General features: G+C 58.4%; 26 protein-coding genes. 12 read left to right on the forward strand and 14 right to left on the reverse strand.

The window, feature by feature from the left end; all coding sequences use genetic code 11:
• Positions 1–40: 40 nt before the first annotated feature.
• Both gluQRS and dksA read right to left on the reverse strand, forming a co-directional pair.
• A complete protein-coding gene (gene gluQRS / locus AC13DD_RS02900; protein ID WP_008173183.1) occupies positions 41–913 on the reverse strand; it encodes a tRNA glutamyl-Q(34) synthetase GluQRS in 873 nt (290 codons plus the stop codon).
• Positions 914–974: 61 nt separating this feature from the next.
• Positions 975–1415, reverse strand: a complete 441-nt coding sequence (gene dksA, locus AC13DD_RS02905) for an RNA polymerase-binding protein DksA (RefSeq protein ID WP_008173182.1) — start codon at positions 1413–1415, stop codon at positions 975–977.
• 179 nt (positions 1416–1594) lie between these two features.
• On the opposite strand from dksA, the gene sfsA reads away from it, so the two are divergent.
• Positions 1595–2326 carry a DNA/RNA nuclease SfsA gene (gene sfsA / locus AC13DD_RS02910; RefSeq protein WP_482930842.1) on the forward strand — a complete coding sequence of 244 codons (732 nt, stop codon included), beginning with the start codon at positions 1595–1597 and terminating at the stop codon, positions 2324–2326.
• Here sfsA and AC13DD_RS02915 read toward each other — a convergent pair.
• Genes AC13DD_RS02915 through AC13DD_RS02925 form a run of 3 tightly spaced genes read right to left on the reverse strand, consistent with a single transcriptional unit; the run spans position 2310 to position 4637 of the window.
• Positions 2310–2681 carry a Rieske (2Fe-2S) protein gene (locus AC13DD_RS02915; RefSeq protein WP_338355805.1) on the reverse strand — a complete coding sequence of 124 codons (372 nt, stop codon included), beginning with the start codon at positions 2679–2681 and terminating at the stop codon, positions 2310–2312. The two genes, sfsA and AC13DD_RS02915, sit on opposite strands and share 17 nt — an antisense overlap.
• Complete coding sequence (locus AC13DD_RS02920; RefSeq protein ID WP_014575923.1) at positions 2678–3046, reverse strand: pentapeptide repeat-containing protein; 369 nt, start codon at positions 3044–3046, stop codon at positions 2678–2680. Before AC13DD_RS02920 ends, AC13DD_RS02915 begins: the two co-directional genes overlap by 4 nt.
• A gap of 40 nt (positions 3047–3086) precedes the next feature.
• Positions 3087–4637, reverse strand: a complete 1551-nt coding sequence (locus AC13DD_RS02925; RefSeq protein ID WP_482930846.1) for a bifunctional aminoglycoside phosphotransferase/ATP-binding protein — start codon at positions 4635–4637, stop codon at positions 3087–3089.
• Positions 4638–4794: 157 nt separating this feature from the next.
• On the opposite strand from AC13DD_RS02925, the gene mrcB reads away from it, so the two are divergent.
• Both mrcB and AC13DD_RS02935 read left to right on the forward strand, forming a co-directional pair.
• Positions 4795–7125: a penicillin-binding protein 1B gene (gene mrcB / locus AC13DD_RS02930; protein ID WP_482930843.1), complete on the forward strand. Its 2331-nt coding sequence runs from the start codon at positions 4795–4797 to the stop codon at positions 7123–7125.
• On the forward strand, positions 7122–7703 hold the full coding sequence (locus AC13DD_RS02935) for a tetratricopeptide repeat protein (RefSeq protein ID WP_482930844.1): 582 nt from the start codon (positions 7122–7124) through the stop codon (positions 7701–7703). The genes mrcB and AC13DD_RS02935 overlap by 4 nt, the downstream gene beginning before the upstream one ends.
• Before the next feature lie 47 nt (positions 7704–7750).
• On the opposite strand, the gene AC13DD_RS02940 is transcribed toward AC13DD_RS02935, so the two are convergent.
• Positions 7751–8668, reverse strand: coding sequence for a DUF4382 domain-containing protein (locus tag AC13DD_RS02940; protein ID WP_092033770.1), 918 nt, complete (start codon positions 8666–8668; stop codon positions 7751–7753).
• A 224-nt stretch (positions 8669–8892) separates the two neighbouring features.
• On the opposite strand from AC13DD_RS02940, the gene AC13DD_RS02945 reads away from it, so the two are divergent.
• Genes AC13DD_RS02945 through AC13DD_RS02960 form a run of 4 tightly spaced genes read left to right on the forward strand, consistent with a single transcriptional unit; the run spans position 8893 to position 11939 of the window.
• Positions 8893–9480, forward strand: coding sequence for an RNA polymerase sigma factor (locus AC13DD_RS02945; protein ID WP_008173164.1), 588 nt, complete (start codon positions 8893–8895; stop codon positions 9478–9480).
• A 10-nt stretch (positions 9481–9490) separates the two neighbouring features.
• On the forward strand, positions 9491–10192 hold the full coding sequence (locus AC13DD_RS02950; RefSeq protein WP_482930845.1) for an anti-sigma factor family protein: 702 nt from the start codon (positions 9491–9493) through the stop codon (positions 10190–10192).
• Positions 10189–10563: a hypothetical protein gene (locus AC13DD_RS02955; protein ID WP_092033775.1), complete on the forward strand. Its 375-nt coding sequence runs from the start codon at positions 10189–10191 to the stop codon at positions 10561–10563. The genes AC13DD_RS02950 and AC13DD_RS02955 overlap by 4 nt, the downstream gene beginning before the upstream one ends.
• Positions 10564–10616: 53 nt before the next feature.
• Positions 10617–11939, forward strand: coding sequence for a tetratricopeptide repeat protein (locus tag AC13DD_RS02960; protein ID WP_474546643.1), 1323 nt, complete (start codon positions 10617–10619; stop codon positions 11937–11939).
• 34 nt (positions 11940–11973) lie between these two features.
• On the opposite strand, the gene AC13DD_RS02965 is transcribed toward AC13DD_RS02960, so the two are convergent.
• From AC13DD_RS02965 to AC13DD_RS02990, 6 genes are all read right to left on the reverse strand, one after another.
• Positions 11974–12894: a lipase family alpha/beta hydrolase gene (locus tag AC13DD_RS02965; RefSeq protein ID WP_474546645.1), complete on the reverse strand. Its 921-nt coding sequence runs from the start codon at positions 12892–12894 to the stop codon at positions 11974–11976.
• Between the two features lie 322 nt (positions 12895–13216).
• Positions 13217–14497: a glutamate-1-semialdehyde 2,1-aminomutase gene (gene hemL, locus AC13DD_RS02970; protein ID WP_474546646.1), complete on the reverse strand. Its 1281-nt coding sequence runs from the start codon at positions 14495–14497 to the stop codon at positions 13217–13219.
• A gap of 15 nt (positions 14498–14512) precedes the next feature.
• Positions 14513–15172, reverse strand: a complete 660-nt coding sequence (gene thiE, locus AC13DD_RS02975; RefSeq protein ID WP_008173154.1) for a thiamine phosphate synthase — start codon at positions 15170–15172, stop codon at positions 14513–14515.
• On the reverse strand, positions 15169–15927 hold the full coding sequence (gene thiD / locus AC13DD_RS02980) for a bifunctional hydroxymethylpyrimidine kinase/phosphomethylpyrimidine kinase (protein ID WP_273070309.1): 759 nt from the start codon (positions 15925–15927) through the stop codon (positions 15169–15171). Before thiD ends, thiE begins: the two co-directional genes overlap by 4 nt.
• A gap of 41 nt (positions 15928–15968) precedes the next feature.
• On the reverse strand, positions 15969–16391 hold the full coding sequence (gene hemJ / locus AC13DD_RS02985; protein ID WP_092033781.1) for a protoporphyrinogen oxidase HemJ: 423 nt from the start codon (positions 16389–16391) through the stop codon (positions 15969–15971).
• Positions 16392–16394: 3 nt separating this feature from the next.
• The gene (locus AC13DD_RS02990; RefSeq protein ID WP_092033784.1) at positions 16395–18170 is read right to left on the reverse strand and encodes a chloride channel protein; all 1776 of its coding nucleotides are present in this window, start codon (positions 18168–18170) and stop codon (positions 16395–16397) included.
• Positions 18171–18324: 154 nt separating this feature from the next.
• Between AC13DD_RS02990 and argC the strand changes: the two genes are divergently transcribed.
• From argC to erpA, 4 genes are all read left to right on the forward strand, one after another.
• Entirely contained in the window at positions 18325–19362 is a 1038-nt protein-coding gene (gene argC, locus AC13DD_RS02995) for an N-acetyl-gamma-glutamyl-phosphate reductase (RefSeq protein WP_092033803.1), read from the forward strand.
• A 16-nt stretch (positions 19363–19378) separates the two neighbouring features.
• Positions 19379–20119, forward strand: a complete 741-nt coding sequence (locus tag AC13DD_RS03000) for a DUF6776 family protein (RefSeq protein ID WP_014575940.1) — start codon at positions 19379–19381, stop codon at positions 20117–20119.
• Position 20120: 1 nt separating this feature from the next.
• On the forward strand, positions 20121–20606 hold the full coding sequence (locus tag AC13DD_RS03005) for a bactofilin family protein (RefSeq protein ID WP_008173148.1): 486 nt from the start codon (positions 20121–20123) through the stop codon (positions 20604–20606).
• 63 nt (positions 20607–20669) lie between these two features.
• Positions 20670–21023 (forward strand): iron-sulfur cluster insertion protein ErpA, encoded by a 354-nt coding sequence (gene erpA / locus AC13DD_RS03010; protein ID WP_008173146.1) that lies wholly within the window; start codon positions 20670–20672, stop codon positions 21021–21023.
• Between the two features lie 19 nt (positions 21024–21042).
• Here erpA and AC13DD_RS03015 read toward each other — a convergent pair whose 3' ends face one another.
• Positions 21043–22140, reverse strand: coding sequence for an anhydro-N-acetylmuramic acid kinase (locus AC13DD_RS03015; RefSeq protein WP_008173145.1), 1098 nt, complete (start codon positions 22138–22140; stop codon positions 21043–21045).
• A 7-nt stretch (positions 22141–22147) separates the two neighbouring features.
• Positions 22148–23557 carry an OapA family protein gene (locus tag AC13DD_RS03020; RefSeq protein WP_008173144.1) on the reverse strand — a complete coding sequence of 470 codons (1410 nt, stop codon included), beginning with the start codon at positions 23555–23557 and terminating at the stop codon, positions 22148–22150.
• Positions 23558–23861: 304 nt separating this feature from the next.
• On the opposite strand from AC13DD_RS03020, the gene tyrS reads away from it, so the two are divergent.
• Positions 23862–25064, forward strand: a complete 1203-nt coding sequence (tyrS, locus tag AC13DD_RS03025; protein WP_092033786.1) for a tyrosine--tRNA ligase — start codon at positions 23862–23864, stop codon at positions 25062–25064.
• The last annotated feature ends 228 nt before the right edge of the window (positions 25065–25292 follow it).

Here is a 25292-nt window from a genome sequence, read left to right on the forward strand (position 1 = left end):
ATCCGCGCTGAGGTGTGAGAAGGGCTTTATACCATGTCCCTCACCGGGATGTCAGGTGGATGGCGCCCCGTCGCCAGTTACTCCGGCCCCACTCCAGCAGCGAATCCAGCGAACCGCTGGCAAGGTTGGCAGGCGGGTTCTGACCAAGAGCAACGAGCGCCATGAACAGGTTGTCGACAGGCTTGTCATCATCAAGAGCTGGCGCATGGGTCTGCTTGCTCAGCTTCTGACCCTGCGCGTTGAGTATGACCGGGATGTGAAGCCAGCGTGGAGGAAGAGCACCCAGGGCACGATAAATCTGTTGCTGCTGCGCCGTCATGTCCAGCAGATCCGAACCACGCACCACGTCCGTGATGCCCTGATCAATGTCATCGACCACCACCGCCATTTGATAGGCGTAGAACCCCTCCTTGCGGAGGATGACCGGATCGTCAAGCTCTGCTTGCACCGTCTGGTGCTGGGGTCCCAGCAGCTGGTCCTGCCAGTGGCAGTCTTCGTCTTCGAGGGCAAAGCGGATTGCGAATGGCCGGTCACCGTCGATTTCTGTGCGAGTGCGGCACTGGTTCGGGTGGCGCCCCTCATTGGCCTGCAATTCCTTGCGCGAGCACTGGCAACGATACGCGTAGCCGCTTTCAAGCAGCCGGTTAACGGCGTGCTGATAGGCGTCGTGACGTCTGGATTGAAAGCGTACCGGCTCGTCGGGAAACAGCCCGTGGGCGTCAAGGCTGGCAATGATCTGGCCGGTCGCCTCCGGCGGCTCTCTCAGAGGATCCAGGTCTTCAATGCGGATAAACCACTGGCCGCCCTGGCTGCGGGCTTCCAGAAAGCTGGCAAGTGCGGTAACGAGGGAGCCAAAGTGCAGCGGGCCTGTCGGAGAGGGCGCAAACCGGCCCCGGTAGTGAGGGTTGTTCATGGCGGTCAGTCAGCCGGCGGGGCTGGGAAGAGCCCCAACCGGCAGCTGTTGCGTAGTAGGCTCAGATGCCGGTCTGGCGTTCGCGAATCTCGGCCAGTGTCTTGCAGTCGATGCACAGGGTGGCTGTTGGTCGAGCTTCCAGACGGCGGATACCGATTTCCACGCCACACTGATCGCAGAAGCCATAGTCGTCTTTGTCGATGCGGTCGATGGTCTGGTCAATCTTCTTGATCAGCTTCCGCTCGCGGTCGCGGGTACGCAGCTCCAGGCTGAATTCTTCCTCCTGGGTTGCGCGATCGCTGGGATCCGCGTAATTTGCGGCGTCTTCCTGCATGTGGTGCATGGTGCGGTCGACTTCTTCCATCAGCTCCTGCTTCCATTGCAGCAGCAGATCTTTGAAGTGCTGGAGCATTTCCGCACTCATGTACTCTTCACCCTTCTTCATTTCATAGGGGGTGAAGTTGGTAAAACGTTCGCGTGGTTGTTCTGCAGTAGTTGCCATTGAACCCGGCCTCTTGTTTGTACTTCACAAGAACGGTTTGCTTCCCTCCGCGTGAGCCCCCGTGGCTGCGCGGTTGTACCCTGGATGAAGCATTCGTCCTGAAACGGGAATTTGCGGAAAATAGCAGATTAGTCACGGGGGTGCCAGCCTTGTGACATCGACTTTTGTACGGAGATCACATGAAGTTTCCAGAACCGCTGGTTGAAGGCCGGCTTATCCGCCGCTACAGACGCTTTCTGGCAGACGTGCGTCTGCCGGATGGTTCAGAAATTACGGCCCATTGTCCGAACACCGGCTCCATGCTGGGCTGTCAGCCGGAGGACGCGCGAGTCTGGCTTAGCCATAGCGATAACCCCAAGCGCAAACTCCAGTACACCTGGGAGTTGGTGGAAACCTCGCCCGGGCAACTGGCCTGCGTGAACACCGCCCGGCCGAACAGCCAGGCCCGGGCGGCCGTGCAGGCCGGCACCGTGGTGGAGCTGGCCGGCTATTCCGAGTGCCGCGCCGAGGTTAAGTACGGTTCGGAGAAGAGCCGGATCGACCTGCTGCTTTCCGGCCATGACACCGCGGCCGATGCCTGGGTGGAGGTCAAGAATGTCACGCTGGCGGAAGATGCTCAGGGTTTTTTCCCCGATGCGGTGACCGAGCGCGGCCAGAAACACCTCCGGGAACTGATGGCCCAGGTCCGGCAGGGTGATCGCGCGGTGCTGTTATTCGTGGTCAATCACACCGGCATTCAAACCGTCCGCCCGGCCGACCACATTGATCGCAAATACGGTGAGTTACTGCGGGAGGCCTGCGATTCTGGCGTGGAAGTGATCGCCTATCGTGCCGATCTGAGCGAGAGCGACGGCACGCCAACAGGTGTGTTGACCCTGACCGAATCGGTGCCCGTTATTCTGGAAGTCTGACCTCAATCTGGCCGTCCCGCTCCCGCAGGTCCAGCTGGGTGAGCGCATCGCCCTGGCAGGGCCCGGCAATGCATTCGCCGTCTGAGGGCTTGAACAGGGCGCCGTGGGTGGAACACTGGATAAACAGGTTGTCGGAATCCATGAACCGGCCGGGCATCCAGTTCAGTTCAACGCCCAGATGCGGGCAGATGTTCAGGTAGGCGCGGGGCGTGCCACCGTCCAGAAACACGAACCCGGTCAGCGGCATGCCGGCCGGCTCCCGGGCCTTCTCACGGAGCCGGAATTCCACGAATTGGCCCGGTGTCAGCTCGGAGGTCGGACAGACGGGCTGCCAGGTATGCGGGACGCTGCTCATTTCGGCAAGATCGTGTATCGCATGCGGGTCCCGTGATTCAGGGACATGACGATCTCATCGGCGTCCAGACGATGCGGAAAATAGCAGCCGGAAATCTTGGCGCTGGCAATACTGGAGCCTTCCATTCGGGATTTCGAGAAGTCGACACCTCGCAGGTCGGCGCCCCGGAAGTAGGCGTGGCGGAAATCCAGCCCCTTGGCATCCATTCCCCTGAGATCCAAACCCCGGAAATCGCCATGGGCGAAACTGGGTAACTCTGCAAGCTTTGCCTTTTCAGCATTGAACGCCTGCATGTCCTCGCTACGAAGAATATCGTAGAGCGGGTGGCTGATCTGATGTACTTCGTGTTCGCTTTTATCGTCCATCTCGAACCTCGCGCTCGCCAGTGGGAGCCAGTTGTTGTTCTTAGTCGGCCTTGCCGCCGGGGATACCCAGATGTTGGCGGATCCGGTCGGCCACCGCCTCTGCCACATGCTCCTGGTCAGTGTGCAGGTGGATGGTGTGGCTCTTCTCCTCCGCGGTTAACGGTTCAAACCAGGTTTGCTGGGCGTCCAGCAATTCCTCGGTTGCCTCGGAGGCATCGCCCTTGCGATTGCGGATCCACTCCCGGCGCAGATCTTCCGGCGCCTCGCAATGGATCAGGGCAAAGGGCACACCCTGATCTTCGGCTATCGATGCCAGCAGGGCCCGCTCTTTCTGTTTCAGGCTGGCGGCGTCCACAATCACCGGGAAACCGGCTGCCAGAACGTGACTGGCAAGCTCCGCCAGCCGCTGATAGGTTTTCTCTGTCGCTTCCTCGGTATACAGATTGCCACCGGTCGGTGAGCGGGAGCTGTCGAGAGGGGCCAGTCCGTGCAGGCGCTTGCGCTCGACATCGGAGCGCAGGCGTATCAGCCCCAGTTCATTGGCCATGGCGGCGCTGACGCAGGTCTTGCCGCTGGCGGACAGCCCGGTGGTTGCCAGCAGATAGTGATTCGGAATAGTGCCGTAATCCTCGGCCAGCTGGGCGTAGGCTCGATAGCGCTGCATCAGGTCGGCTTTTTCAGCATCGGTGAGCCCCGGGTTCCCCATGGTAAACAGGGCGATCTTGGCGCGCACCATAGCCCGGTATGCCTTATACAGCGGCAACAAGGGCAGGGCTTCGAAGTCGTCGCGGTATTCCAGGTACGTATTGAGCACCTGGTTGGCAAGGGCGCTTTCCCCACGGGACTCCAGATCCATCAGCAGGAACGCGAGATCGTTGATCACGTCGATCCATCGGAACGGTTCGTTGAACTCAATGCAGTCGAAAACCGTTACCGCGTCCTCGAAGCGGGTGATATTGGCGAGATGGAGGTCGCCATGGCATTCCCGCACCATGCCGCTGTCGCGACGACGGGCAATCAGCTCCCGGTGGCGCTCGAAGGTGGATTCGGTCCAGGCCTGGAGGTTGTCCAGCTGCATGAGCAGATCCGAATCGTCAATCATCGGCCGGATCTGGTCGAAATTTTCCTGCATGGCGGCGAATACGGCTTCCGGAGTGCCAAGCGGCTTGTCGTCCGGCACAGGCGGTAGCTGCTCATGGAAGGCCGCGACCTGACCGGCCAGGTCCGTGAGTGGTTCGGGCGTCAGCTTTCCCTGTTCCTGCAGGCGATCGAAGAGATGCTCCTGGCCGAACTGACGCATCTTGATGGCGTATTCGAAGGCTTCTCCCTCCCCACCGAGGATGGGGTTGTCGGGCGTGCCGGTGATGGGTACCACCTCCAGATACAGTTTGTCGGCCAGTCGCCGATTGAGCCTGAGCTCCTCCTCGCAGAAATGCTTTCGGCGATCGAGGGTGGAGAAGTTCAGGAAGCCGAAATCCATGGGCTTCTTGATCTTGTAGGCGTAGTCACCGGTCAGGATCACCTGTGAGATGTGAGTTTCGATAACCTTGAAACCATCGACAGGATGGTCGTACAGGTCTGGATTCTGCATGGCCAGAATCAGATTGCCTGGGGATGTCTCACTCACCGTGCTCTCCTCGCGTTCCCTGAACCCATTGATTTTTCTTGCTCTATCATAACGGGCAGATTACAGAAATAACACACGGATGGCCTGCCTTCCTCACCGCTCCCTTCGTTATAATCGCGGCATGAAAAAATCCAAAGCATCTTCCAGCCCCAGGCGAAAGCCCTCCAGACGTTCCTCCAACAACGGTCGCCGGCCGTGGTTCTGGCGTTTTATGTTCCGGTTATGTGCCATCGGTCTCGTTTTGCTGGCTGGCTGGATGGTTTACCTCGATGCCGTGGTGACCTCCCGTTTCGAGGGCCGGCGTTTCGAGGTTCCGTCCCGGGTTTACGCGCGCCCTCTGGAGCTTTTCGATGGCGCCAGCGTCAGTGCCGGTGCCCTGGAGAGGGAACTGAGCCTCTCCGGTTTCCGTAAGGGTGACGGCAGGAAATCCGGCAGTTACCAGCGCACGGGCAATCGCTTTGTGATCAGTACCCGGGGCTTTTCCTTCCCGGACGGCGATGAACCCAGGCGCAGGATCTCACTGATGATATCTGGCGATCGGGTTCAGGGCTTTTCGGTGATTGAAGGCGATAATGCCCCGATTGTGCGGCTTGAGCCGGCGCAGATTGGCGGCATCTACCCGGCGCACAAGGAGGACCGGGTGCTGGTTCAGCTGGATGAAGTGCCGGCCCTGTTGCCCACCACTCTGATGGCGGTGGAGGATCGTAATTTCTACGACCATTTCGGCATCGCGCCACTTTCTATTGGCCGGGCCATGCTTGCCAACATCCAGGCCGGGCGCATCGTTCAGGGTGGCAGCACGCTGACCCAGCAATTGGTGAAAAACTTCTTCCTGACTCGGGAGCAGACGCTGGTGAGAAAGGCCAACGAAGCCCTGATGTCGGTGCTCCTGGAGTTGCACTATGAGAAAGACGATATCCTCGAAACCTATCTGAACGAGGTCTACCTCGGACAAGCCGGTACGCGCAGCATTCATGGTTTCGGTCTTGCCAGCCAGTTCTATTTTGGCGAATCCCTCAAGGATCTGGATGTGCATCAGATTGCGTTGCTGGTGGGCATGGTCAAAGGCCCCAGTTACTACAATCCGCGCCGCCACCCGGAGCGCGCAACCGAGCGGCGGAATCTGGTGATTTCTGAAATGGAACAGGCCGGCCTCATTGAGCCGGGGCGCGCGTCCAGGGCTCGTGGATTGCCGCTGGGCGTCAGTGAGCGCCCGTCGTATTCGGAAAATCGGTACCCGGCCTATATCGATCTGGTCCGGCGACACCTTGCCCGCGATTACAAGGAAGAGGATCTGCGCAGTGAAGGTTTGCGGATTTTCACGACCCTGAACCCGGCGATCCAGTACGCGGCAGAGTATGCGGTAACCTATACCCTCCCGAGGCTGGGCGGCGGGCAGAATGCCGAGGCGCTGGAAGCGACTCTGGTGGTAACGGCGAAGGATTCCGGGGAAGTGCTGGCACTTGTGGGTGGCCGCGATCCGCAATTTGCCGGGTTCAACCGGGCACTGGATGCCAACCGTCCCATCGGGTCGTTGATCAAGCCGTTTATCTATCTGTCGGCGTTGCAGGAGCCGGAGAGGTATACCCTGACCACACCGGTGCTGGATAAGAGCTTTACCCTGGAATTCGACGATGGCAAACGCTGGCAGCCCAAGAACTACGATGGCGAGGAGCGGGGCGAAGTACCCCTGCACAAGGCCCTGTCCCGCTCTTACAACCTGCCTGCCGTGCGTGTCGGGCTGGATATCGGAGTGGATCGGGTGCAGGAGACGCTGACAGCGTTCGGAGTCGATACCCCGATTTCCCGTTACCCGTCGATGCTTCTGGGCTCGGTTTCCATGAGCCCGGTGACCGTGGCGCAGATCTACCAGGGGCTGGCGACATCCGGCTTCAATACGCCGCTGCGCACGATCCGTGAAGTCACGGACGCCGGCGGTGAGGCGCTATCCCGTTACAGTCTTGAAGTTGAGCAAGTGGCCGATCCCGCCGCCGTGCACCTGGTGCAATACGCCATGCAGGAAACCATGCAGGAGGGGACAGGACGCTCTGCCTATTACACGGTGCCTGAAGAGCTCAGTCTTGCCGGCAAGACCGGCACCACCGATGATGGTCGGGACTCCTGGTTTGCCGGGTTCAGTGGCGACCTGCTTGCGGTGGCCTGGGTTGGGCGGGATGATAACGGGCCAACTTCACTGACCGGGGCCAGTGGCGCTCTGCCAGTGTGGTCGAGGTTTATGGCGCAGGTTCCCCAGCACGGCTTCTCGCCGGTGGTACCCGACGGGGTCAGTTATCACTGGGTGAATTCGGAGCAGCAGGCACTCACAGACGAATACTGCGACAATGCCCGTCTGCTGCCCTACATTGCTGGTAGTGAACCCACGCAGACAATTTCATGCTCCGGAACTCTGGAACGTCGAATCCGGGGTTGGTTTGAAGGACTGTTTCAATGATTGACCGACTTTCGTTAAGGACTGCCCTGATCGCCACGCTGCTGTCCGTGGCCGGTTGTGCTTCCGGGCCAGGAGGCGGAATCTACGTGCCGATCGGCAGTGAGCCGGCCAAGGCGCCGGAACCACCCAGAACCAGTACTGATAGCGAAGAAAGCGAAGCCCCCGTGTGGCGCAAGAGCGAACAGCCAGAGGTGGCTCCGGAAACCCGGGAACCGGCCCGGTCCAGCTCCCCTAGCTATCGGGAAACCGGGGATGGGCTCTCACCGGCGGCGCTCAGCCTGGTACGTGAGGCCGATCAGCTGTTGGCCCAAGGTAAGATCTCTGGCGCTATCGCACGCCTCGAACGGGCACAGCGGATCGCCCCCCGATCTGCGGAGGTGTATTTCAAATTGTCCGAGGCCTATGTGGCGGGTAATCAGTTGGGCTCAGCGGAGCAGTTCACCCTGAAGGGGTTGTCCCTGGCGGGAAGTGATATTCGGCTGCAGAGAGCCGGCTGGCTGTTGCTGGCGGATATTCGCCGGGCTCGAGGTAATGTGGCGGGTGCGGATCAGGCGGAGGAAAGGGCCGCAGCGCTATAAATATGTTGTAAACAAAAAAGAGGGGCTTATGCCCCTCTTTTTTGTGGTCATTCCGGAGCTGAGGCTTCGAAATCGACTGTGGAGGTCTCGCCGCTAACTACCTCAACCTGGCTGTCGCCGGTGATGAAGCTGAGTTCATCATCGGAGGGTTCACCTTCTGCAGTTTCGATCTCATCATTATCGCAGGTGTATGAGACCGTGTAATTGCCCTCGGGTATAAATGCTGCAGTGAAAGCGAACTGATCGCCATCGTAATTTACCGGAACGGCAACAAGAGGCTCTTGATCACTACCGATATCATCTGGTTCAACATCGAAGCCTTCATGAATATACACGCTGCCGTTATACGTTTCCGGTGAGCTGACGCTCGCATCACTGCAAAGATTGCTGATGACTTCTGTAGCAACTGTTCCCGCAATGGTACCTACCTCCGAATTGTCGACCAGCCGAATAACCGGTTTTAATCGGTAAACGTCAGGATCGTTCTGAGGATTTACGATCGATTTTCTCACATCAAAGTCGATGGTCAGATTAATTTCGCCGCCTGCAGGCACAATGAATCCGCTGGTTTGAACGCCTCGGGCTGAAGGAGTTGTCAGATCGAATACGCCACCATCGATAACAATCGTGTTGCCATCGCCTAGTTCCAAGCGCATCCAGGAATAATCGCCGGCAGTAACCTCTTCATCTGCCAAGAGGGACATCACGGTTCCGCCGGTCAATGTAAGTAGGTTTACTGGTTCCGCCATGTCGAAATCAAAACGTTTCCGGTCACCATTGGTGTGTTGCAGTACCAATGCCTCGACTTCTATGTTGACTTCTTGGGCGTTATCTACAGGCGCGTCGGTTAATCCTACGTTAACCGTGCCGGTAGAAGCAGTGCTGCTTCCGTCACCGCTGCCGCCACAGGCGGCAATACCTGCAGCCAGGGCCGAAATGGTGAAAATGCGGATCGAACGTTTCATATAAACCTCCAAGGTTTATTTGCTGGACTCATAGCGAAGCAACATCGCTACCTGACTCCACCCTCACGCTGCGGTAGAGGGCAGAGTTCCGGAAATTTTGTTAACGTTCCCTAATGTCCGGGCAACCGTTGAATCGTCAGATCGGGAACGCGGCCAATGCATCGGCCCGGCGACTTGAGATAGACTGCGCCGCTGGCATGAACCCACGCAGGTAAACAACGGCTTTGGCAATTTTTCCTTTCAAGCCCTCGAAGTCCCGGCGTTTTGACGCCCTGGTGCGGCCCCATCTGGATGCGATGTACCGGTTTGCTTACCGTCTGGCGGGTCAGCAACAGGATGCTGAGGATCTGGTTCAGGATGTGGTGGTCAAGCTATTCCCAAAGCTTGATGAGCTGGAAAGCGTTGACCAGCTAAGGCCCTGGCTGAATCGGGTGCTCTACAGGCAGTTTATTGATCAGGTGCGGCGTAAGAACCGACAGAGTGACCGCCCGTTGACGGAGCTGGTAGGCAGTGAAAGCCAGGCCGATTGGCTGGACAGCCTTGAATCCGACAGTGTTGGCCCGGATCTGCAACTGGAGCAGTCGCGCCTTGGACCGGCGTTGGATCGGGTCATGATGACTCTGACGCCCGATCAGCGAACTCTTTTGTTGCTTCATGATGTGGACGGCTGGCGCCAGGAAGACATCGCGGAGGTGCTGGACATCCCGTTGGGAACCGTGAAATCGCGATTGCACAGGTGTCGGGCCGCCCTGCGAAAGAAATTGCAGCGGGAGCTGGAACCAACCGAGCCGGCCGGACGTGTGGGGGAGTGAGGTGAAGACAATGTCCTGCAATGAAATCCGGGTGGATCTACCCGACTACATCAACAATGAGCTTTCCGCCCCCGCCCGTGACCGGGTGCAGGAGCACGTTGCTGCCTGCACGTCGTGCAGAGGGTGGCTTGCCTCGGAGCGGTCTCTGAACCGGGCGTTGCAGGAGCAATTCAGAGTCCCTGGGCCTTCTCCTGATTTTCACAGCCGTGTTTTGTCCTCTGTCCGAGGCGAAGCGAAACCGGAGTCCGGATGGAGTCACGGGGCACTGGGTGGCGCCATTGCGGCGGCTCTTGCCCTGGGTATCGGCCTGGGCTTTCTGTTCCAGCCCGATGATGTGACTGACAGCGCCCAGCCTGTTGTCGCGTCCTCGGCGTCCTCGGACAGTGCCGCTGAAGAACCGGCAATCGGAATTGCCGAACCGGTTGAAAAACTCGTGCGTCTTGCCTTCCACTCCGGTGAAGCCCTGGAAGATGTCACGCTGACTCTGGAGCTGCCGCCCAATGTGGAGGTGGCCTCCTGGCCGGGTCAGCGAGAGCTTAGCTGGCAGGTGAGCCTGAATGCCGGGGAGAACGTTTTGTCGCTGCCCCTGAAGCTCCTCTTTCCCGGTGCCGGTGAGTTGGTGGCCCGACTGGACACCGGAGATCGCCAGAAAACCTTTCGGGCCCCGATTCCCGAATATCCACAACGCCCGGTCGAGGATCCCGAATCATGACAGGTTGCAGGTTCTTATTGAGTGCCAGGCTGGTCGGATTGCTGATGTTGGGGTTTTGGGTCCCTGCAACAACACTGGCTAATGATGATCTGGATGTTACCATGCGAATGGTGACTGACGACGCAGAACTCACCGATTCGGTCGTGCGGGAAATCGAGTTGCCCCGCGCTATCGAAAAACCCGAGAATCCGGGTGAGTCTGGCTCTCGAGGGCTGGATACGGCGAGTGAAGCCCGAGAAAGGGGGCGCGAGTTTGGTGAGTCCATGTCCGAAAAAGCCAGGCAATCCCGGGAGCTGATCAAGGGTAAGCCTGAGTTACCGGAGCGGCCGGAACGCCCAGAGCTGCCGGATGCACCAGGGCTGGATCGCTGAAACCGGATACATAACCGGACCTGCCCCGCGTGGATTAATCCGGAGAAACCTGTTTGCTGGTATTTTGGCGCGCCCTGTCCCTGATCCTGTTGTTAATGCCCACGATGATTCTTCAGGCGGCTGAAACGGAAGCCGGCATGGAGGATTTCCGTGCCGGCGTTGAAGCCTTTGAAGCAGGAGACCTGAACGCCGCGAAACAGCGCTTCCAGAGGGCCGTTGATGCTGGCCTGAGATCTCCCTCGCTTTTCTATAACCTCGGTGTTGTCTGCTACCAGCTGGGCGATTATGGCGCCGCTGAATCTGCCTTCCGTTCCTTGCTCGACGGCTCCAATGGCGCCCTCGCGCGTTATAACCTCGGTCTGGTCGCGCTTGCCACGGAGGAGTCTGCCGAAGCCCGTCGCTGGTTCGAGCAGGCCTCGGCCGAGAGCGCTCCGGATAAGATTCGGACACTGGCTCGGGCGCAACTGAATAGACTGGCCGGCGGAGTTCCGTCGTCGGCCGGTCAGCCCTCCATTCGCGGCTATCTGGGTATCTCGGGCGGTTACGATTCCAATATTGCCGGCCTGCCCGAGGATACGGCGTCGAGTGAAGGTGGGGTGTTCCTCGAGGCGCTGGCTGCCGGAACCTACGAGCGGCCAGTCGGCACCCGCTCACGGCTTGCCCTCGATGCTGCCGCCTACTCCCGGGAACATACGTCCGATGAAGAATACGACACTCAGGTGTTGCAGGGACGACTGGCCTGGTCTGAGACCCTCGCTGCAGTTGAGCGCGGCGCTCTGGTGTCGTTGGTGAAGTCCTGGTTTGGCAGCGAATCCCTTGAGACCCGATACGGCATCGAGGGGTTTTATCGTTGGCGTGAGTGTTCGCTACCCGTAGCCCCGGATCAGTGTGGAGTTGCCCTGGCGGCGGCTACCGTGAATGGTGGTTCAGGCTTCGAGGCCTATGACGGACAGTGGTATCGGGCACGCGTTCATGCGCGGAAGTACCTGGGACCCTGGCGATTGGACGGCGACTACTCACTGGAAATCAATGACCGGCGGGATCTGCAAACAACCAGTGAGTTTATCAGTGTCTCACCTACCCACCACACACTGGAGTTTGCCGGTCGCTACCGCTGGCGGCCAGATATCGTATTCGGAACGATGGGCTCTGTTCGCCACAGTCGATACCGGGACGCCCATCAAGTGGTGTCCGGGGAAGGCGAGAGCGGTCGCAGAACAGATAACCGTCTGGAGATCGGATTGCTGGCGGAAAAGTCTCTGGACAGCCTTTGGCTGGTCCGGGGGGAGTGGCTGGTTCGGGACAACAGAAGCAGTCTGTCGCAGTATGAGTATCAGCGCCAGACGCTGATGTTGACCCTGGAAGGGGCCTTCTAGCTCTGCAACGCAAAGCCAGAAGGCGGGCTACCCATTACAGTCCGGCGTTCCTCAGGCGGTTGGCGTGTTGCTTGAAAACCGCTTTCGGGTCTGTCTCGAACAGGCTGTGCAGACCCAGGGCCTGATTCACTTCGTCCAGATGGTTCATGAAGTAATTATCCCGGATCACTTTGCCAAACCGGCTGCTGCAGCGGCCAACCAGGCCGTCGTTCTGGCTGAAGTCGAAGGCGAGGCTGGTGGTGCCGAGAAGCGCGTCGGACGGATCCAGTACGTTGGTCAGAACCCCGGTGCCACCCCAGGAGTAGAAGCGGACGCCGTTTGCCGAGTAGGCACCTTCACCGCAGGCGGTGGTTGGAATGCCGGCAGGGGCAAAATTGTTGAACTCGGCGCTGCCCTGGGTGGTAAGGGACTGCAGGCTGGACCGCAGGTCCTGGTTGTAACCGCCACCGGACAGCAGGTCGATCAGCCCGCCCAGTGCATTACCCAGACTGGCTGCCAGGCTTTCGGCAGGGGAACCATAGATAAGGTCGGCGACCGGCGAGCCTTTATGGGGCGAGCCAACAGACGTTACCGAGGCGACCAGATCCGGCCGTACCCTGGCAATGTAACGGGCCGTGGGGCCACCATGGCTGTGGCCAATCAGATTGACCTTGCCATGCACCGCGGCGATGGCCTGTACCTGCGGCAGCAGGGCTTCACCGCGAGCGATGGTGCTGTCCAGGGCCGGAACCTGGGTGGTGTAGACATCAGCGCCGTATTTGCGGAGATCCTCCGCGACCGCGTACCAGTAATCCACGCCGGCAATGGAGTCAAAGCCGAACATGCCGTGCACCAGCACAACCGGGTAACGGGTATCGGTGTAGTTTGAAGGGGTAGAGTCCCACCACCAGGCGGCAGAGGGGGCGGACCAGGCCACAGTGAGGGCCAGGGCCAGTGCTTGGATCCAGAGTTTCATTGTCGTTCCTACAGTTTGATGTTGTGTTTGTTATTCAAACTGCGGCTCAACCTAACGGGTTGCTCCAGAGACTTCCTGCTCGTACTGCATCTGCCTGTAGGCAGACCGAGTGCTTCCGTGCGCTGACTTGATTTTTGTGTTTGTTAGATTGGTGCCGTCAGAGCATCTCGGTAGAGATTAGATCAACATTTGATCAGGCTGGATGGTAAGTCAACGGCACAAGAGGCCAGGCAGGGGTATTCGCCGTGGAACTGTGATGCCCATCACATCGGTGGCCCCGCAGGACATGTTCTGCGGGGCAGCGATGGGGACAGCGGAAGTATCAGAGCGTGGCCATGACCTTTTTGGCCGCCGCTACCGTATCGGCGATGTCCTGTTCGGACAGTGCCGCTGTCGTAAAGCCAGCCTCAAAGGCGGATGGTGCCAGGTATACGCCTTCTTTAAGCATGCCCTGGAAGAACTTCTTGAACCGTTCGACATCACAGCCCATCACCTGGTCAAAGCGGGTAACAGAGCTTTCCTCGGTAAAGAAGAATCCGAACATGGCCCCGGCACTCTGGACCGTCAAAGGGATGCCAGTGGCGTCAGCGGCTTCTTTCAGGCCGTCGCGAACGGCATTGGTTTTCTCGGTCAGCCGGTTGTGGAAACCGGGCTCGGAGATTGCGTTCAGTGTCGTCAGGCCGGCGCACATGGCCAGGGGGTTACCGCTCAGGGTGCCTGCCTGGTAAACCGGTCCCAATGGTGAGATGTGTTCCATGATTTCCCGTTTGCCGCCAAAGGCGCCGACCGGAAGTCCGCCACCAATCACCTTGCCCAGTGCGGTGAGGTCCGGGGTTACGCCATACAGCCCCTGCGCGCCGCCAAGGGAAACCCGGAACCCGGTCATTACTTCGTCGAAGATCAGCACGGTGCCGTGCTCGTCGCACACTTCCCGCAACCCCTCCAGGAAGCCTGGGACCGGTGGAATGCAGTTCATATTGCCAGCGACCGGCTCTACGATAATCGCGGCGATCTGGTCGCCCATCTCCCGGAAGCATTCGCGAACGCTGTCCATGTCGTTGTAGGTCAGCGTGATGGTGTGCTCAGCCAGGCTGGCGGGGATGCCCGGGGAATTCGGCACGCCCAGGGTGAGGGCGCCGGAGCCTGCTTTGACCAGCAGTGAATCCACGTGGCCGTGGTAGCAGCCCTCGAACTTCACGATCTTGTCGCGACCGGTGTAGCCCCTCGCCAGGCGGACAGTGCTCATGGTGGCCTCGGTACCCGAATTCACCATGCGGACCAGTTCGATGGATGGCACCAGTTCGCACACTTTCTTGGCCATCTCGGTTTCGAGGGCGGTCGGCGCACCATAGCCAACGCCCAGATCAACCTGCGCATGCAGGGCGTCTTTGATGCGTTGGTCACCGTGGCCAAGAATCATGGGGCCCCAGGAGCCGATGTAATCGATGTAGCGCTGATCGTCTTCGTCGTAAAGATAGGCGCCCTGGGCGTGCTTGAAGAAAATCGGCGTGCCGCCAACGCCTCGAAAGGCCCGGACCGGAGAATTCACGCCACCGGGGATGTATTTCTGGGCCTGCTCGAACAGGGTTTCGGAGTGCGTCATGGATCTGGGCTCCTGTTATTCCGGAAGTGAAAAAAGTGGATGATGGCTTGCGAACAGGCGCTCGAACGCTTTGGCTCGCATCTCAATGTCATGTGTGTCGCCGCCAAAAAGGCCGCCTACCACGGCGAGCATGTCGGCCCCGGCACGGATAAGAGGTTCGCCGTTGTCTGTGGTTACCCCGCCGATGGCGGTGATCGGGAGGCCGAAACGCTTCGCGTCGGTCAGCACACCGGGAGGCGCTGCCGGGGCGCCGGGTTTGGTCGACGACGTATAAAATCGCCCGAACGCCAGATAGTCCGCGCCCGCCCCCAGAGCAGCCTGTGCAAGTGCGAGATCGGCGTGACAGGTTATGCCGATTATGGCCTCATCACCGAGAAGGCGGCGGGCCGCTGCCACTGAGCCGTCCGTCTGACCCATGTGTACCCCGGCAGCCCCGACCCGTTTCGCGAGATCAGGATCGTCGTTGATCAGCAACGGAACGCCCGCATTTCGGCATACAGCCTGCAAACTGACCGCCTGGGAAATCCGTTCAGCCATCGGCGCGCTCTTTTCGCGATATTGTACCATGACCGCGCCGCCCCGAAGCGCAGCCTCAACCGATTCGATCAGTGTTTCGGGTGGTGTCAGTACGCTGTCGGTAATGGCGTAGAGCCCCGGGCGCAGCCCTTTACTCATCGCTCCCACAGAATACCTCGATCCGGCACCGGCTGGCCTTTACCGACTTCCAGAGCGTGGAGTATGGCGCGATGAACGTAGTTCTGGGCCTGGGAAATGGCGGCTCGGGGCGACAGCCCGGAGGCTCTGCCGGCAGAAATGGCCGCTGCCAGGGTGCAGCCGGTGCCATGGTACTCACCACCGATTCGTTCAATTTCCCAGCGCATGGGCTCCGGGGCGTGGTTATAGAGCGTGTTGATAATGTGAATGCCGGTGCCGTGTCCACCAGTGGCCAGCACGGATTCGCAGCCGCCCTTCAGCAGATTGTCGGCGGCCTGATCGGCGTCTTCACTGTTGCCGAGCATGGCCAGTTCGACGCCATTGGGCGTGATCATTTCGGCCACGGGAAAGAGCTTCTCCTTCATCGCGCTGACCAGTTCGTCGTCGGCTAGATCACCGCCCCCTGCGGCTTTGATCACCGGGTCGGTAATCACGGGAATGCCCGGATGTTCACGGATGAAATCCACGAGCACATCCACCAACGCAGCATTGCCCAGGGCACCGGTTTTGATGGCATGAATCGGGGAATCATCGGCGAGACACTGGAGTTGTTTTCGGATCAGGTCTGCCGATACGGGCTCGGCGCCATACACGTTACGGGTGTCCTGCACGGTGAGGCAGGTAAGAACCGGCAAGGGATGGCAGCCAAGGGAGGTGACGGCCTGGATGTCGGCCTGAATGCCCGCGCCGCCGGACGGATCAAGGCCGGAAAGAATCAGAACCTGTGGTCGGGTGTAGCGTTTGATGACTCAGCTCCTCAAAACGGTTTGACAACAGCCAGGATAACAACGGCCAGAAGAATCAGCACCGGCAGTTCGTTGAACCACCGGTAGAACACGTGGCTTCTGGTGTTCCGGTCGTCCCGGAAGACCTTTACAAGGTGCCCGCAATAGAAATGGTAAACGATCAGAATGGCAACCAGAAACAGCTTGGCATGCATCCAGCCCTGGCTGAAATAGCCGGAGGCATTGTAACTGATCAGCCAGACACCGAAGACAACGGTGGCGATCATCGACGGCGTGGTAATGCCGCGGTACAGCTTGCGCTCCATGATCTTGAAACGCTCACGACCAGGCTCATCCTCGCAGGCGGCATGGTAGACGAACAGTCTGGGCAGATAGAAAATGCCGGCGAACCAGCACACTAGTGAAATAATATGGAAGGCTTTCACCCACAGCATTCGTCAGCTCCGTCGGTATTGGTAGTAACTCTCGATATCGGCTTTCAGTACCACGCCATAAACCCGCTGGATCATGGGCGCCACGTGACGTTGTACGTACAGGGCCTCGGCATTGGTTGCATCGAACTGGTTTAACGCTTCCTCCAGAGTGGCCTGGTACTGCACGGGGGCAACGTCTCGACGGTTCGCGGGGATGTCCATCAGATCAATGGACTCCGGCGGTTCGATTTCCTCTTCGGCCACCAGCTTTTCGGTGTCCTCCAGATATCTGGCGAGATCCACGGCCGGCAACAATGCAGTGGGGCCGCTACTGCCTTCAACCACCAGCCACTTTGGCTCGGATTTCAGAACCTTGCGGGCCTCTTCCACCGTCAGGTGGCGTTCAGTTCGCAGTATGCTGCGGTCCATGATGGCACCAACCGACACTCGTCGCAGGGCCTGTATAACCGGGGAATTCTGATAGCTCAGCCCCTGGTTCTTGAGAATGGTCAGGAACAGTGACCTCTTTCCGAACGCCTCGCTGGTCACCAGGCTCGAGGTGGTGATGATCAGCATGCCCGGGAGGATGATGTTGGGGTTACGCGTGAGCTCCATCAATGCCATCAGGGCGGCGAGTGGCGCCTGCAGTACGGCGCCCATCATGGCTCCCATGCCGAGCATGGCGTAGAAGCCAACAGAGGAAGCCTGCTCCGGCATGATCTGGGCGCCAATCAGCCCCATGGCGCCGCCCAGGGTTGCCCCCATAAACAGGGTGGGGCCGATCACGCCACTTGGCATGCCCAGCCCGATGGAGAGCGATGTAATCACCAGTTTGGCGGCCCCGGCTCCGAGCAGGAGCCAGAACCCGAGTTCGCCGTTAATGGTTTCGTTGACGGTGTCGTAACCGATACCCATGGTTTCCGGAATAAAAATGGCAAATGGCACCATCAGAAGACCCGCAAACGTGATGCGCAACAGCACTGGGCGGTGGTGATGCTTGCCCATAGTGTCAACCAGCTGGATAAACAGCGCGGCCGAAATGCCGATAATCACCGCTATGGCGAGTATCCAGGGGATTTCCGTTAGCGAGTTCATGGTCAGCGCCGGCACGTTAAAGGCCGGCTCTGTGCCATAGACCGCCTGAGTAACGATGGCAGCGCTGACAGAGGCCAGGATAATCGGTGTAAAACCCGCAATGGTGTATTCCATCATCACCACTTCCATGGCGAAGATGACGCCGGAGATCGGCGTGTTGAAAGAGGCTGAAATGGCGGCCGCACAACCGCAGGCCACCAGTGTCCGGATGCTGTTGTTCGGAAGCCGCATCCACTGGCCCATCAGGCTTGAAAAAGCCGCTCCCAGGTGCACGGCAGGCCCCTCACGACCGGCCGACTGCCCACTGACCACGGTCGCAACGCCCGAGATGAACTGCACGATCGCGCTGCGCATGGAAATGTAGCCCTGGTGGTAGTTCAGGCGTTCCATCACATGCACAATCCCGACCTTGCGGTCATGGGTGGCCAGACGATGCATCAGCAGCCCCAGACCGAGGGCGCCAGCCAGAGGCAGGAGCCCGCGGGTAATCAGGTCCAGTTGTTCGAAGGATTCGGAGCCATTCCCGGGCAGGAAATGCTCAAGCGGCCATTCGATAGCCAGCCGAAAAACCAGGATCACGCCGCCGGTAATCAACCCGGATAACAGGCCGAGTACGGCCAGTTGTGGCAATGCATCAACACCGGACAGTCGGCGCCGGAAAACAGGAATCAGATGCTCGGTAATCTGGTGCCAGATTTTCTGCATGAGGCCAGCGTTCCGGTGGATTTGGGTGGACTGTCAGAAAGATTCTGACAACATTGTAACGGTCGCCCTGAGGGCTGCAATAAGTCATTGGTTTATCATGGTAGACTACGGCGTCAAAGCTCTTAATTCTGATACGACGTCGCTGGAGAAAATGGTGATTAGAGTAGGCATCGTTGGAGGCACCGGCTACACCGGTGTGGAACTGCTGAGAATCCTCGCGGTTCACCCTGAAGTTTCGGTCAGTTGCATTACCTCCCGTTCCGAAGCGGGCATGCCGGTTGCGGAGATGTACCCCAATTTGCGAGGCCATTACGACCTCGCGTTTTCAGAGCCGGACGTCAATGTGCTTGGGGCCTGCGATCTGGTGTTCTTCGCCACGCCCCATGGCGTGGCCATGAGGATGGTGCCGGAACTTATGTCCGCGGGCGTGCGTGTAGTGGATCTGTCCGCCGATTTCCGTCTTAAAGATCTGGATGTCTGGGCCAATTGGTATGGCATGGCCCATGAGAGCCCGGAGTGGGCGGAGAAGGCGGTTTACGGTTTGCCGGAAGTGGTGCGTGATGAAATCCGCACTGCTCAACTGGTGGCCAATCCGGGTTGCTATCCGACTGCAGTTCAGCTGGGATTCCTCCCGTTGCTGGAGCAGGGACTGGTGGATCCAAAGCGCCTGATCGCCGATGCCAAGTCCGGCGCCAGCGGCGCGGGCAGGCAGAGCAAGATCGGCATGCTCCACGGGGAGATCGGTGAAAGCTTCAAAGCCTACGGCGCCTCGGGGCATCGTCATCTGCCGGAAATCCGCCAGGGTTTGTGCGGTGCTGCTGGCGGGGATGTGGGTGTGACGTTCGTGCCCCACCTGATTCCGATGATCCGCGGCATCGAGGCGACGCTCTACGCCGAGCTGAAAAATCCGGCGGACTTTGATCGGCTCCAGGCCCTGTTCGAGCAGCGTTTTGATGACGAGCCTTTTGTCGATGTGATGCCTTTCGGCAGCCATCCGGAAACCCGGAGCGTGCGTGGGGCGAACCAGTGTCGCATGGCACTGCACAGGCAGGAACAGAGCAACATTGTTATTGTTTCTTCCGTCATTGATAACCTGGTGAAAGGTGCGGCCGGGCAGGCGGTCCAGAATATGAACATTATGTTTGGCCTGAAAGAAACCATGGGGCTTGAGGCCCCGGCGCTTTTGCCTTGATACCCAAGGGAAGATTGTGAGCGAACAGCGAAAGCCGGCTGAAGAGTATGTGGTCATCCGGCATCGACCGGGTTATCGCCTGCGCAGAACCGCCATCCTTCTGGTTTTTACCGTGGTAGCTGCGGTCGTGGGGTATGCCGCCGGGCTCGCCCAGGGCGGGTTCCGTTTTTCCAGTGCCGAGGAGTCGAACCAGGTGCTGGAAAACGAGGTCGAGAAGCTCCGGGATGATTATCGCAAGGCCCGGCAGCAGCTGATCAACCTTGAGCGTGGTCAGGCGATTGACGAGCAGGCCCTGAACCAGGCGCGAAAAACCATTGTGGATCTGGAAACCCGCATTGTGTCACTGCAATCGGACCTGACTTTCTATAAAAACATCATGGCTCCGTCGGAAACCAGCAAGGGGCTTCAGGTAGACAGCTTTTCACTGGTTCGGGCTCGCAATCAGGACAGTTATGACTTCAAGTTGGTGCTGACCCAGGTCGGCAACAACAAGAGCTACATTTCCGGTGTGGTGGCAGTCAATGTCATTGGTTTGCGGGATGAGGAAAAAGAGGTCATCGCCTTGCGTGATCTCTCGGAGGACATAGCCGATCTCGGTGTGAAATTCCGTTTCCGGTACTTTCAGGATGTCGAAGGCTCCCTGAAACTGCCGGAACAATTTGAACCGCTTGAGATCCAGGTGGTTGCCCAGGCAGAGGGAAAAAAATCCTCGCAAGCCGAGCGCACCTTTAACTGGGACGATTTAACGGAGAACTGACATGCTTGGCAAGAAAAAGCAGAAGCCGCGCCGGCCCACGGGCCATTTTGACACCCTGATCTCTTCCCGTACGACGGTTGAAGGCGATGTGCATTTCAGCGGTGGGCTTCACGTGGATGGCCGGATTCGTGGCAAGGTCGTTGCCGATGAGGGCACCGACGCGGTACTGAGGATTTCAGAAGTTGGCGAAGTGACGGGTGATATCAATGCGCCGCACGTCATTATCAACGGAACCGTGAATGGTGATGTCTACGCCTCGGCACATCTTGAACTGGCGGAAAAAGCCTCTATCAATGGAAGCGTTTACTACAACCTCATTGAAATGGCGATGGGGGCGTCTGTAAACGGAAATCTGGTGCATCAGCGGGAGCCGGTAGGGTTGCTATCCCAGGATTCCAAAGCCGCCGTGTCCGGTGAAAAGCAGGCTTCCGCTGGCGATTCGGCAGGGGAGCCCAGCGGTGCGGACGATGGTGGAAAGTCCGAATAGTTGATTGTTTTAGTCAGGAATACCATAATCGCCTGAGTTGTTCACGATAATCCGGAGGCGAACTTGAGCGCAGTTCAGCAACAAATAGCTACACCGCTGTTCTTCAGTGACAGTGCCGTTGCCAAAGTACGTGAGTTGATCGAGGAAGAAGAAAATCCCGAACTCAAACTCCGCGTCTTTGTGACGGGCGGGGGCTGCTCCGGATTTCAGTACGGCTTCTCGTTTGATGAAAGCCAGGATGAGGAGGACACCGTGATCGAGCGTGATGGCGTTTCTCTTCTGGTGGATCCGATGAGTTACCAGTATCTGGTGGGCGCTACGATTGATTATCAGGAAGGCCTGCAGGGCTCACAGTTCGTGGTCCAGAACCCCAATGCAAGTTCCACCTGCGGGTGTGGCAGTTCCTTCTCTATCTGATCTCTGATCCGAAAAGATTTCAGGCCGGGTAGATAGCACCCAGAATGCGAGGGCCGGCCGCGCCGGTTACGTCAGGAAGGTTTCCCGGCTTACCTTCGAAAGCCTGTTTTGCCAGCCAGGCAAACGCCACAGGCTCCACCATTTGAGGGTCGACCCCCAGTTCCGAGGTCAGTGACAGGCTGGCCTCCGGCAGAGCCTTGCCGAGCTCTTCCATCAGGAGTGGATTTCGCGCCCCGCCGCCACATACGTAGATCCGAACATCCTTGGTTTCAGGCAGCTGGTTAACAACGCTGTTGACGGTCAGCTGCAGCAAGGTCCTCTGAATGTCCTCGGTCGGAATCTCAGGGTGGCGACCTACCAGTGTTTTGACCCAGTCAAGATTGAACCGCTCTTTCCCCGTGCTTTTCGGGGGTGCCTTCGAGAAGTAGGCATCGGAAAGCATGTCCTCGAGAAGCTCCTCGTTAACCGATCCCTCGCGCGCCCAATGGCCGTCGCTGTCAAACGGAAGCCCGGTCTGGTCCAGGCACCAGGCATCCATCAGTGCATTGGCCGGGCCGGTGTCGAAACCGGTTGCAGGCGCGGTGGTGCTGGCCGGGAGCCAGGTGATATTGGCAATGCCGCCGAGATTAAGAATACAGCGGTTCTCTGTCTCCGAGCTGAAAAATGCCTTGTGGAAGGCTGGAACCAGCGGCGCTCCCTGGCCCCCAGCGGCCATATCCCGTCTCCGGAAATCTGCGACCGTCGTAATGTTGTTGACTTCGGATACCACGGAAGGATTGCCAATCTGGATCGAGAAGGGTGCTGTGCCGGAAGGCTGGTGACGAAGCGTTTGTCCGTGGCTGCCTATGGCGCGAATTGTCGCCCGGTCAAAGCCGGACGTTTGAATAACGTCGTTCGCCGCCTGGGCAAACAGGGTGCCGACCAGGGTATCCAGTTCACCGATTTCGTCAGGCGCGGCGTGATTCTGGCTGGCGGCCAGCAGCCGGTGGCGAATTTGATCGGGGTAGGGAGTCGTGTGCGAGGCGTGGATATGTACGGTGTTGTTCTGGAAAGACACCAGCACGGCATCAATGCCATCCATGCTGGTGCCCGACATCAACCCAATCCAGGCTTCCATTTGTTTCTCAGTCGTCTGAAGCCAGTGCGAGTTGCTGATAGCTCTCGCGGAACACGTCAAACTGCGCGATTCGCTGTTCGGTGAATTGCTTGAATCGGGCCATCTCGGAAGACGGAATGGGCTTGGCGTCCGGCAACTTGACCGTGCGGGAGTTGCGCGGCGACCCGTTCAGCCTGAACTCATAGTGCAGGTGAGGTCCGGTTACCATGCCCGATGAACCAACATGCCCGATGGTTTGGCCCTGCTTGACTCGGGTGCCATTCTTGATGCCTTTACCCAGGCGGCTCATGTGTGCATACAGCGTGGTGATGTTGTCGCCGTGCTGGAGGATGACAGTTCGTCCGTAACCACCTTTCCAGCCTGCGAATTTCACCCGACCGGAACCTGCCGCCTTGATGGGAGTTCCGGGAGGCGCTGCGTAATCGGTGCCTTCATGCGGACGTACTACGTCCAGAACGGGATGGCGGCGCTGAAGGTTGAACGGAGAAGAAATCCGGGCATTGATGGGGGTTCGCAGGAATGCCTTGCGCATGCTTTTGCCATCGGGAGCGTAGTAATCGCTGTCGCCATTGCTGTCGGTATAAAGCAGTGCGAGGTTTTCTTCGCCGCGGTTAACGAATCGTGCAGACAGGATCCGGCCGGTGTCGAACTTTTCGCCGTCTAGGTAGAGTTCTTCGTAAACCACTTCGAACTGGTCGCCCTTCCGGACGTCGTAGACAAAGTCGATATCCCAGCCGAAGATGCCTGCCAGCTCCATGGTCAGGCTGTCGTTGAGGCCCGCTTCGCGCGCAGCCAGATAGAGGGAGCCGTCAATGGTGCCTGATGCAAAGGCTGGCCGCGCTTCCGGTTTGCGAACTTCGGTTTCGCCGGTAAAGCTTTCGCCTTCTTTGGTAATCTTCAGGGTTTCCAGGCGGTTTCTCTGCAAGTCGATGGCAGCAAGCCCACCGTCTTCGGTTGTCGCAAAACGAATGGTTTCGCCGGCGTACAGGCGCTGGAGTTTTTCGGCCTCTCCGTCGCCATGAATAACCGAAAGCATGATGCCGTCGTTAAAGCCAGCTTTCTTGAACAGGGAGGACAGCGTGTCACCAGACTTGATCGCGAAGGTTTGCCATTCAATTTCCGGCAACTTCGGAGCGACAGGTTGCTCGGGAGCGGAAACGCTTGCCTGCTGCGTAGCCTCTGTCAGGACATCGGATTCAGGCGCTTTCGGCTGGGTGTCCGCAACGGGAGCCTCTGTCGGCATTGCTTGCTCAGGCGCTGCGCCGGTTTCGGAAACGGTGCCTTGCTCCAGATCCAGGGCATAGGACATCCGTTTGGCTTCAACGTTGCTGCTGGGGCTCATGAGAATGGCAGCGGTAACAACAACGGTAGCCGCGGCAGCAATGGTAATGTGAGTTTTAGGAAACATTTTCAGCACGTATCGCACCCGTTTTAATCGGTATTACGGCAGCTTGTACTACCTAATTAAAGCTGTTGTTCAAGTATAGTCCAACAGATTACCGTATAAAATGCATGCGGGACAGCGTGGAACATTACGGTTGCTGCTCCATCCTCCGGATTTCTTTTGACAGCGTTGTTATAATACGCCGCCCTGCAAAGTCGGTGTTGGCCAAAATCTGGTCAGCATATAGTAGCAGGGGAACAGGTAACTCACAGATTTCTTTTGTTGAACTCTGTAACTGACAGAATCTTTCCAAGATCAAAGCGGGGACGTGTTGTTCATGGCATCCATTGATGAAGCGTTGGCGATAATCAAGCGAGGCGTAGACGAACTCATTCCGGAAGATGAGCTCATCGAAAAATTGAAGGAAGGTCGTCCGCTGCGGATTAAGGCGGGTTTCGACCCCACTGCGCCGGACCTTCATCTTGGGCACACCGTTCTTATTAACAAGCTGCGGCAGTTTCAGAATCTTGGTCACGAGGTGATGTTTCTGATTGGAGATTTCACCGGAATGATCGGTGACCCCACCGGGAAAAGCGCCACGCGTCCTCCTCTAACAGAGCAGCAGGTCGCCGAGAACGCGGTCAGCTATAAAGAGCAGGTGTTCAAGATTCTTGATCCCGCGAAAACGCGCGTCATGTTCAATTCCGACTGGATGGGTAAGATGAGCGCCGCCGATATGATCAAGCTTGCCGGGCAATACACCGTTGCGCGAATGCTGGAGCGGGATGACTTCACCAAGCGCTACCGCGCCGAGCAGGCGATTGCGATTCACGAGTTCCTTTACCCGTTGGTTCAGGGGTATGACTCTGTCGCCATGGAGGCCGATGTTGAGCTGGGCGGGACCGACCAGAAGTTCAATCTTCTGATGGGGCGAATTCTCCAAAAGCATTACGGTCAATCGCCCCAGGTGATCCTTACCATGCCGATTTTGGAGGGGCTCGACGGTGTTCAGAAGATGTCCAAGTCTCTGGGCAATTATGTGGGCGTGAATGACTCGCCAGGTGAGATGTACACCAAGTTGCTTTCCATGCCGGATGATCTTCTATGGCGTTACTTCGAGCTGTTGAGCTTCCGGCCGCTTGCAGAGGTGGAGGAGTTCCGTAAGGCTGTCGCCGATGGTGCTAACCCGCAGGACTATAAGAAGTTGCTGGCGGAAGAGATTATTGCCCGGTTCCACGATGAGGAGGCAGCTCGCACTGCCCACAAGTCCGCCGGTAACCGAGTGGCGCTCGGCGAGATCCCGGACAATGTGCCGACTGTCGAAGTGCCTTTAGAGGGTCAGTCCGAGATTCCGATGGCGGCGGTGCTTCGCCTGGCGGGTTTGGTCAAGAACGGCGCGGCAGCCCGGGATGTCCTGGGGCGTGGTGCGGTATTTGTCGATGGTCAGAAATTCGAAGGCGATCGGATGTTTGTGGAAGGCGATGATTGCGTAATCCAGGCTGGCAAGAAGAAGATCGCCCGGGTTCTGATTACTGTCTGATCGATTTGGGGCGATTTTGAGTTTTTTTCAGAATCGCCGTTGACACCCTCGGGCAGGTCTGTAGAATGCGCATCTCTTTCGAGGGGGGCACCGCTGAGGCGGCTGAGGAATCGAAAGATAACTGTTTGAAAGCGCTGAAGAAAATGAGTTTCAAAATTCTTCAGAAAGCAGTTGACAGGCAAGCGATTCACTGTAGAATGCGCGCCTCGAAACAAGCAGTAAGCCGGG

This window comes from Marinobacter sp. L-13, from assembly GCF_056857715.1.

Excerpts from the sequence above, each read along its gene's own strand:
- gluQRS (WP_008173183.1), bottom strand. The coding sequence starts at position 913 with ATGAACAACCCTCACTACCGGGGCCGGTTTGCGCCCTCTCCGACAGGC.
- dksA (WP_008173182.1), bottom strand. The coding sequence starts at position 1,415 with ATGGCAACTACTGCAGAACAACCACGCGAACGTTTTACCAACTTCACC.
- sfsA (WP_482930842.1), top strand. The coding sequence starts at position 1,595 with ATGAAGTTTCCAGAACCGCTGGTTGAAGGCCGGCTTATCCGCCGCTAC.
- AC13DD_RS02915 (WP_338355805.1), bottom strand. The coding sequence starts at position 2,681 with ATGAGCAGCGTCCCGCATACCTGGCAGCCCGTCTGTCCGACCTCCGAG.
- AC13DD_RS02920 (WP_014575923.1), bottom strand. The coding sequence starts at position 3,046 with ATGGACGATAAAAGCGAACACGAAGTACATCAGATCAGCCACCCGCTC.
- AC13DD_RS02925 (WP_482930846.1), bottom strand. The coding sequence starts at position 4,637 with ATGCAGAATCCAGACCTGTACGACCATCCTGTCGATGGTTTCAAGGTT.
- mrcB (WP_482930843.1), top strand. The coding sequence starts at position 4,795 with ATGAAAAAATCCAAAGCATCTTCCAGCCCCAGGCGAAAGCCCTCCAGA.
- AC13DD_RS02935 (WP_482930844.1), top strand. The coding sequence starts at position 7,122 with ATGATTGACCGACTTTCGTTAAGGACTGCCCTGATCGCCACGCTGCTG.
- AC13DD_RS02940 (WP_092033770.1), bottom strand. The coding sequence starts at position 8,668 with ATGAAACGTTCGATCCGCATTTTCACCATTTCGGCCCTGGCTGCAGGT.
- AC13DD_RS02950 (WP_482930845.1), top strand. The coding sequence starts at position 9,491 with ATGTCCTGCAATGAAATCCGGGTGGATCTACCCGACTACATCAACAAT.
- AC13DD_RS02955 (WP_092033775.1), top strand. The coding sequence starts at position 10,189 with ATGACAGGTTGCAGGTTCTTATTGAGTGCCAGGCTGGTCGGATTGCTG.
- AC13DD_RS02965 (WP_474546645.1), bottom strand. The coding sequence starts at position 12,894 with ATGAAACTCTGGATCCAAGCACTGGCCCTGGCCCTCACTGTGGCCTGG.
- hemL (WP_474546646.1), bottom strand. The coding sequence starts at position 14,497 with ATGACGCACTCCGAAACCCTGTTCGAGCAGGCCCAGAAATACATCCCC.
- thiE (WP_008173154.1), bottom strand. The coding sequence starts at position 15,172 with ATGAGTAAAGGGCTGCGCCCGGGGCTCTACGCCATTACCGACAGCGTA.
- hemJ (WP_092033781.1), bottom strand. The coding sequence starts at position 16,391 with ATGCTGTGGGTGAAAGCCTTCCATATTATTTCACTAGTGTGCTGGTTC.
- AC13DD_RS02990 (WP_092033784.1), bottom strand. The coding sequence starts at position 18,170 with ATGCAGAAAATCTGGCACCAGATTACCGAGCATCTGATTCCTGTTTTC.
- AC13DD_RS03005 (WP_008173148.1), top strand. The coding sequence starts at position 20,121 with ATGCTTGGCAAGAAAAAGCAGAAGCCGCGCCGGCCCACGGGCCATTTT.
- AC13DD_RS03015 (WP_008173145.1), bottom strand. The coding sequence starts at position 22,140 with ATGGAAGCCTGGATTGGGTTGATGTCGGGCACCAGCATGGATGGCATT.
- tyrS (WP_092033786.1), top strand. The coding sequence starts at position 23,862 with ATGGCATCCATTGATGAAGCGTTGGCGATAATCAAGCGAGGCGTAGAC.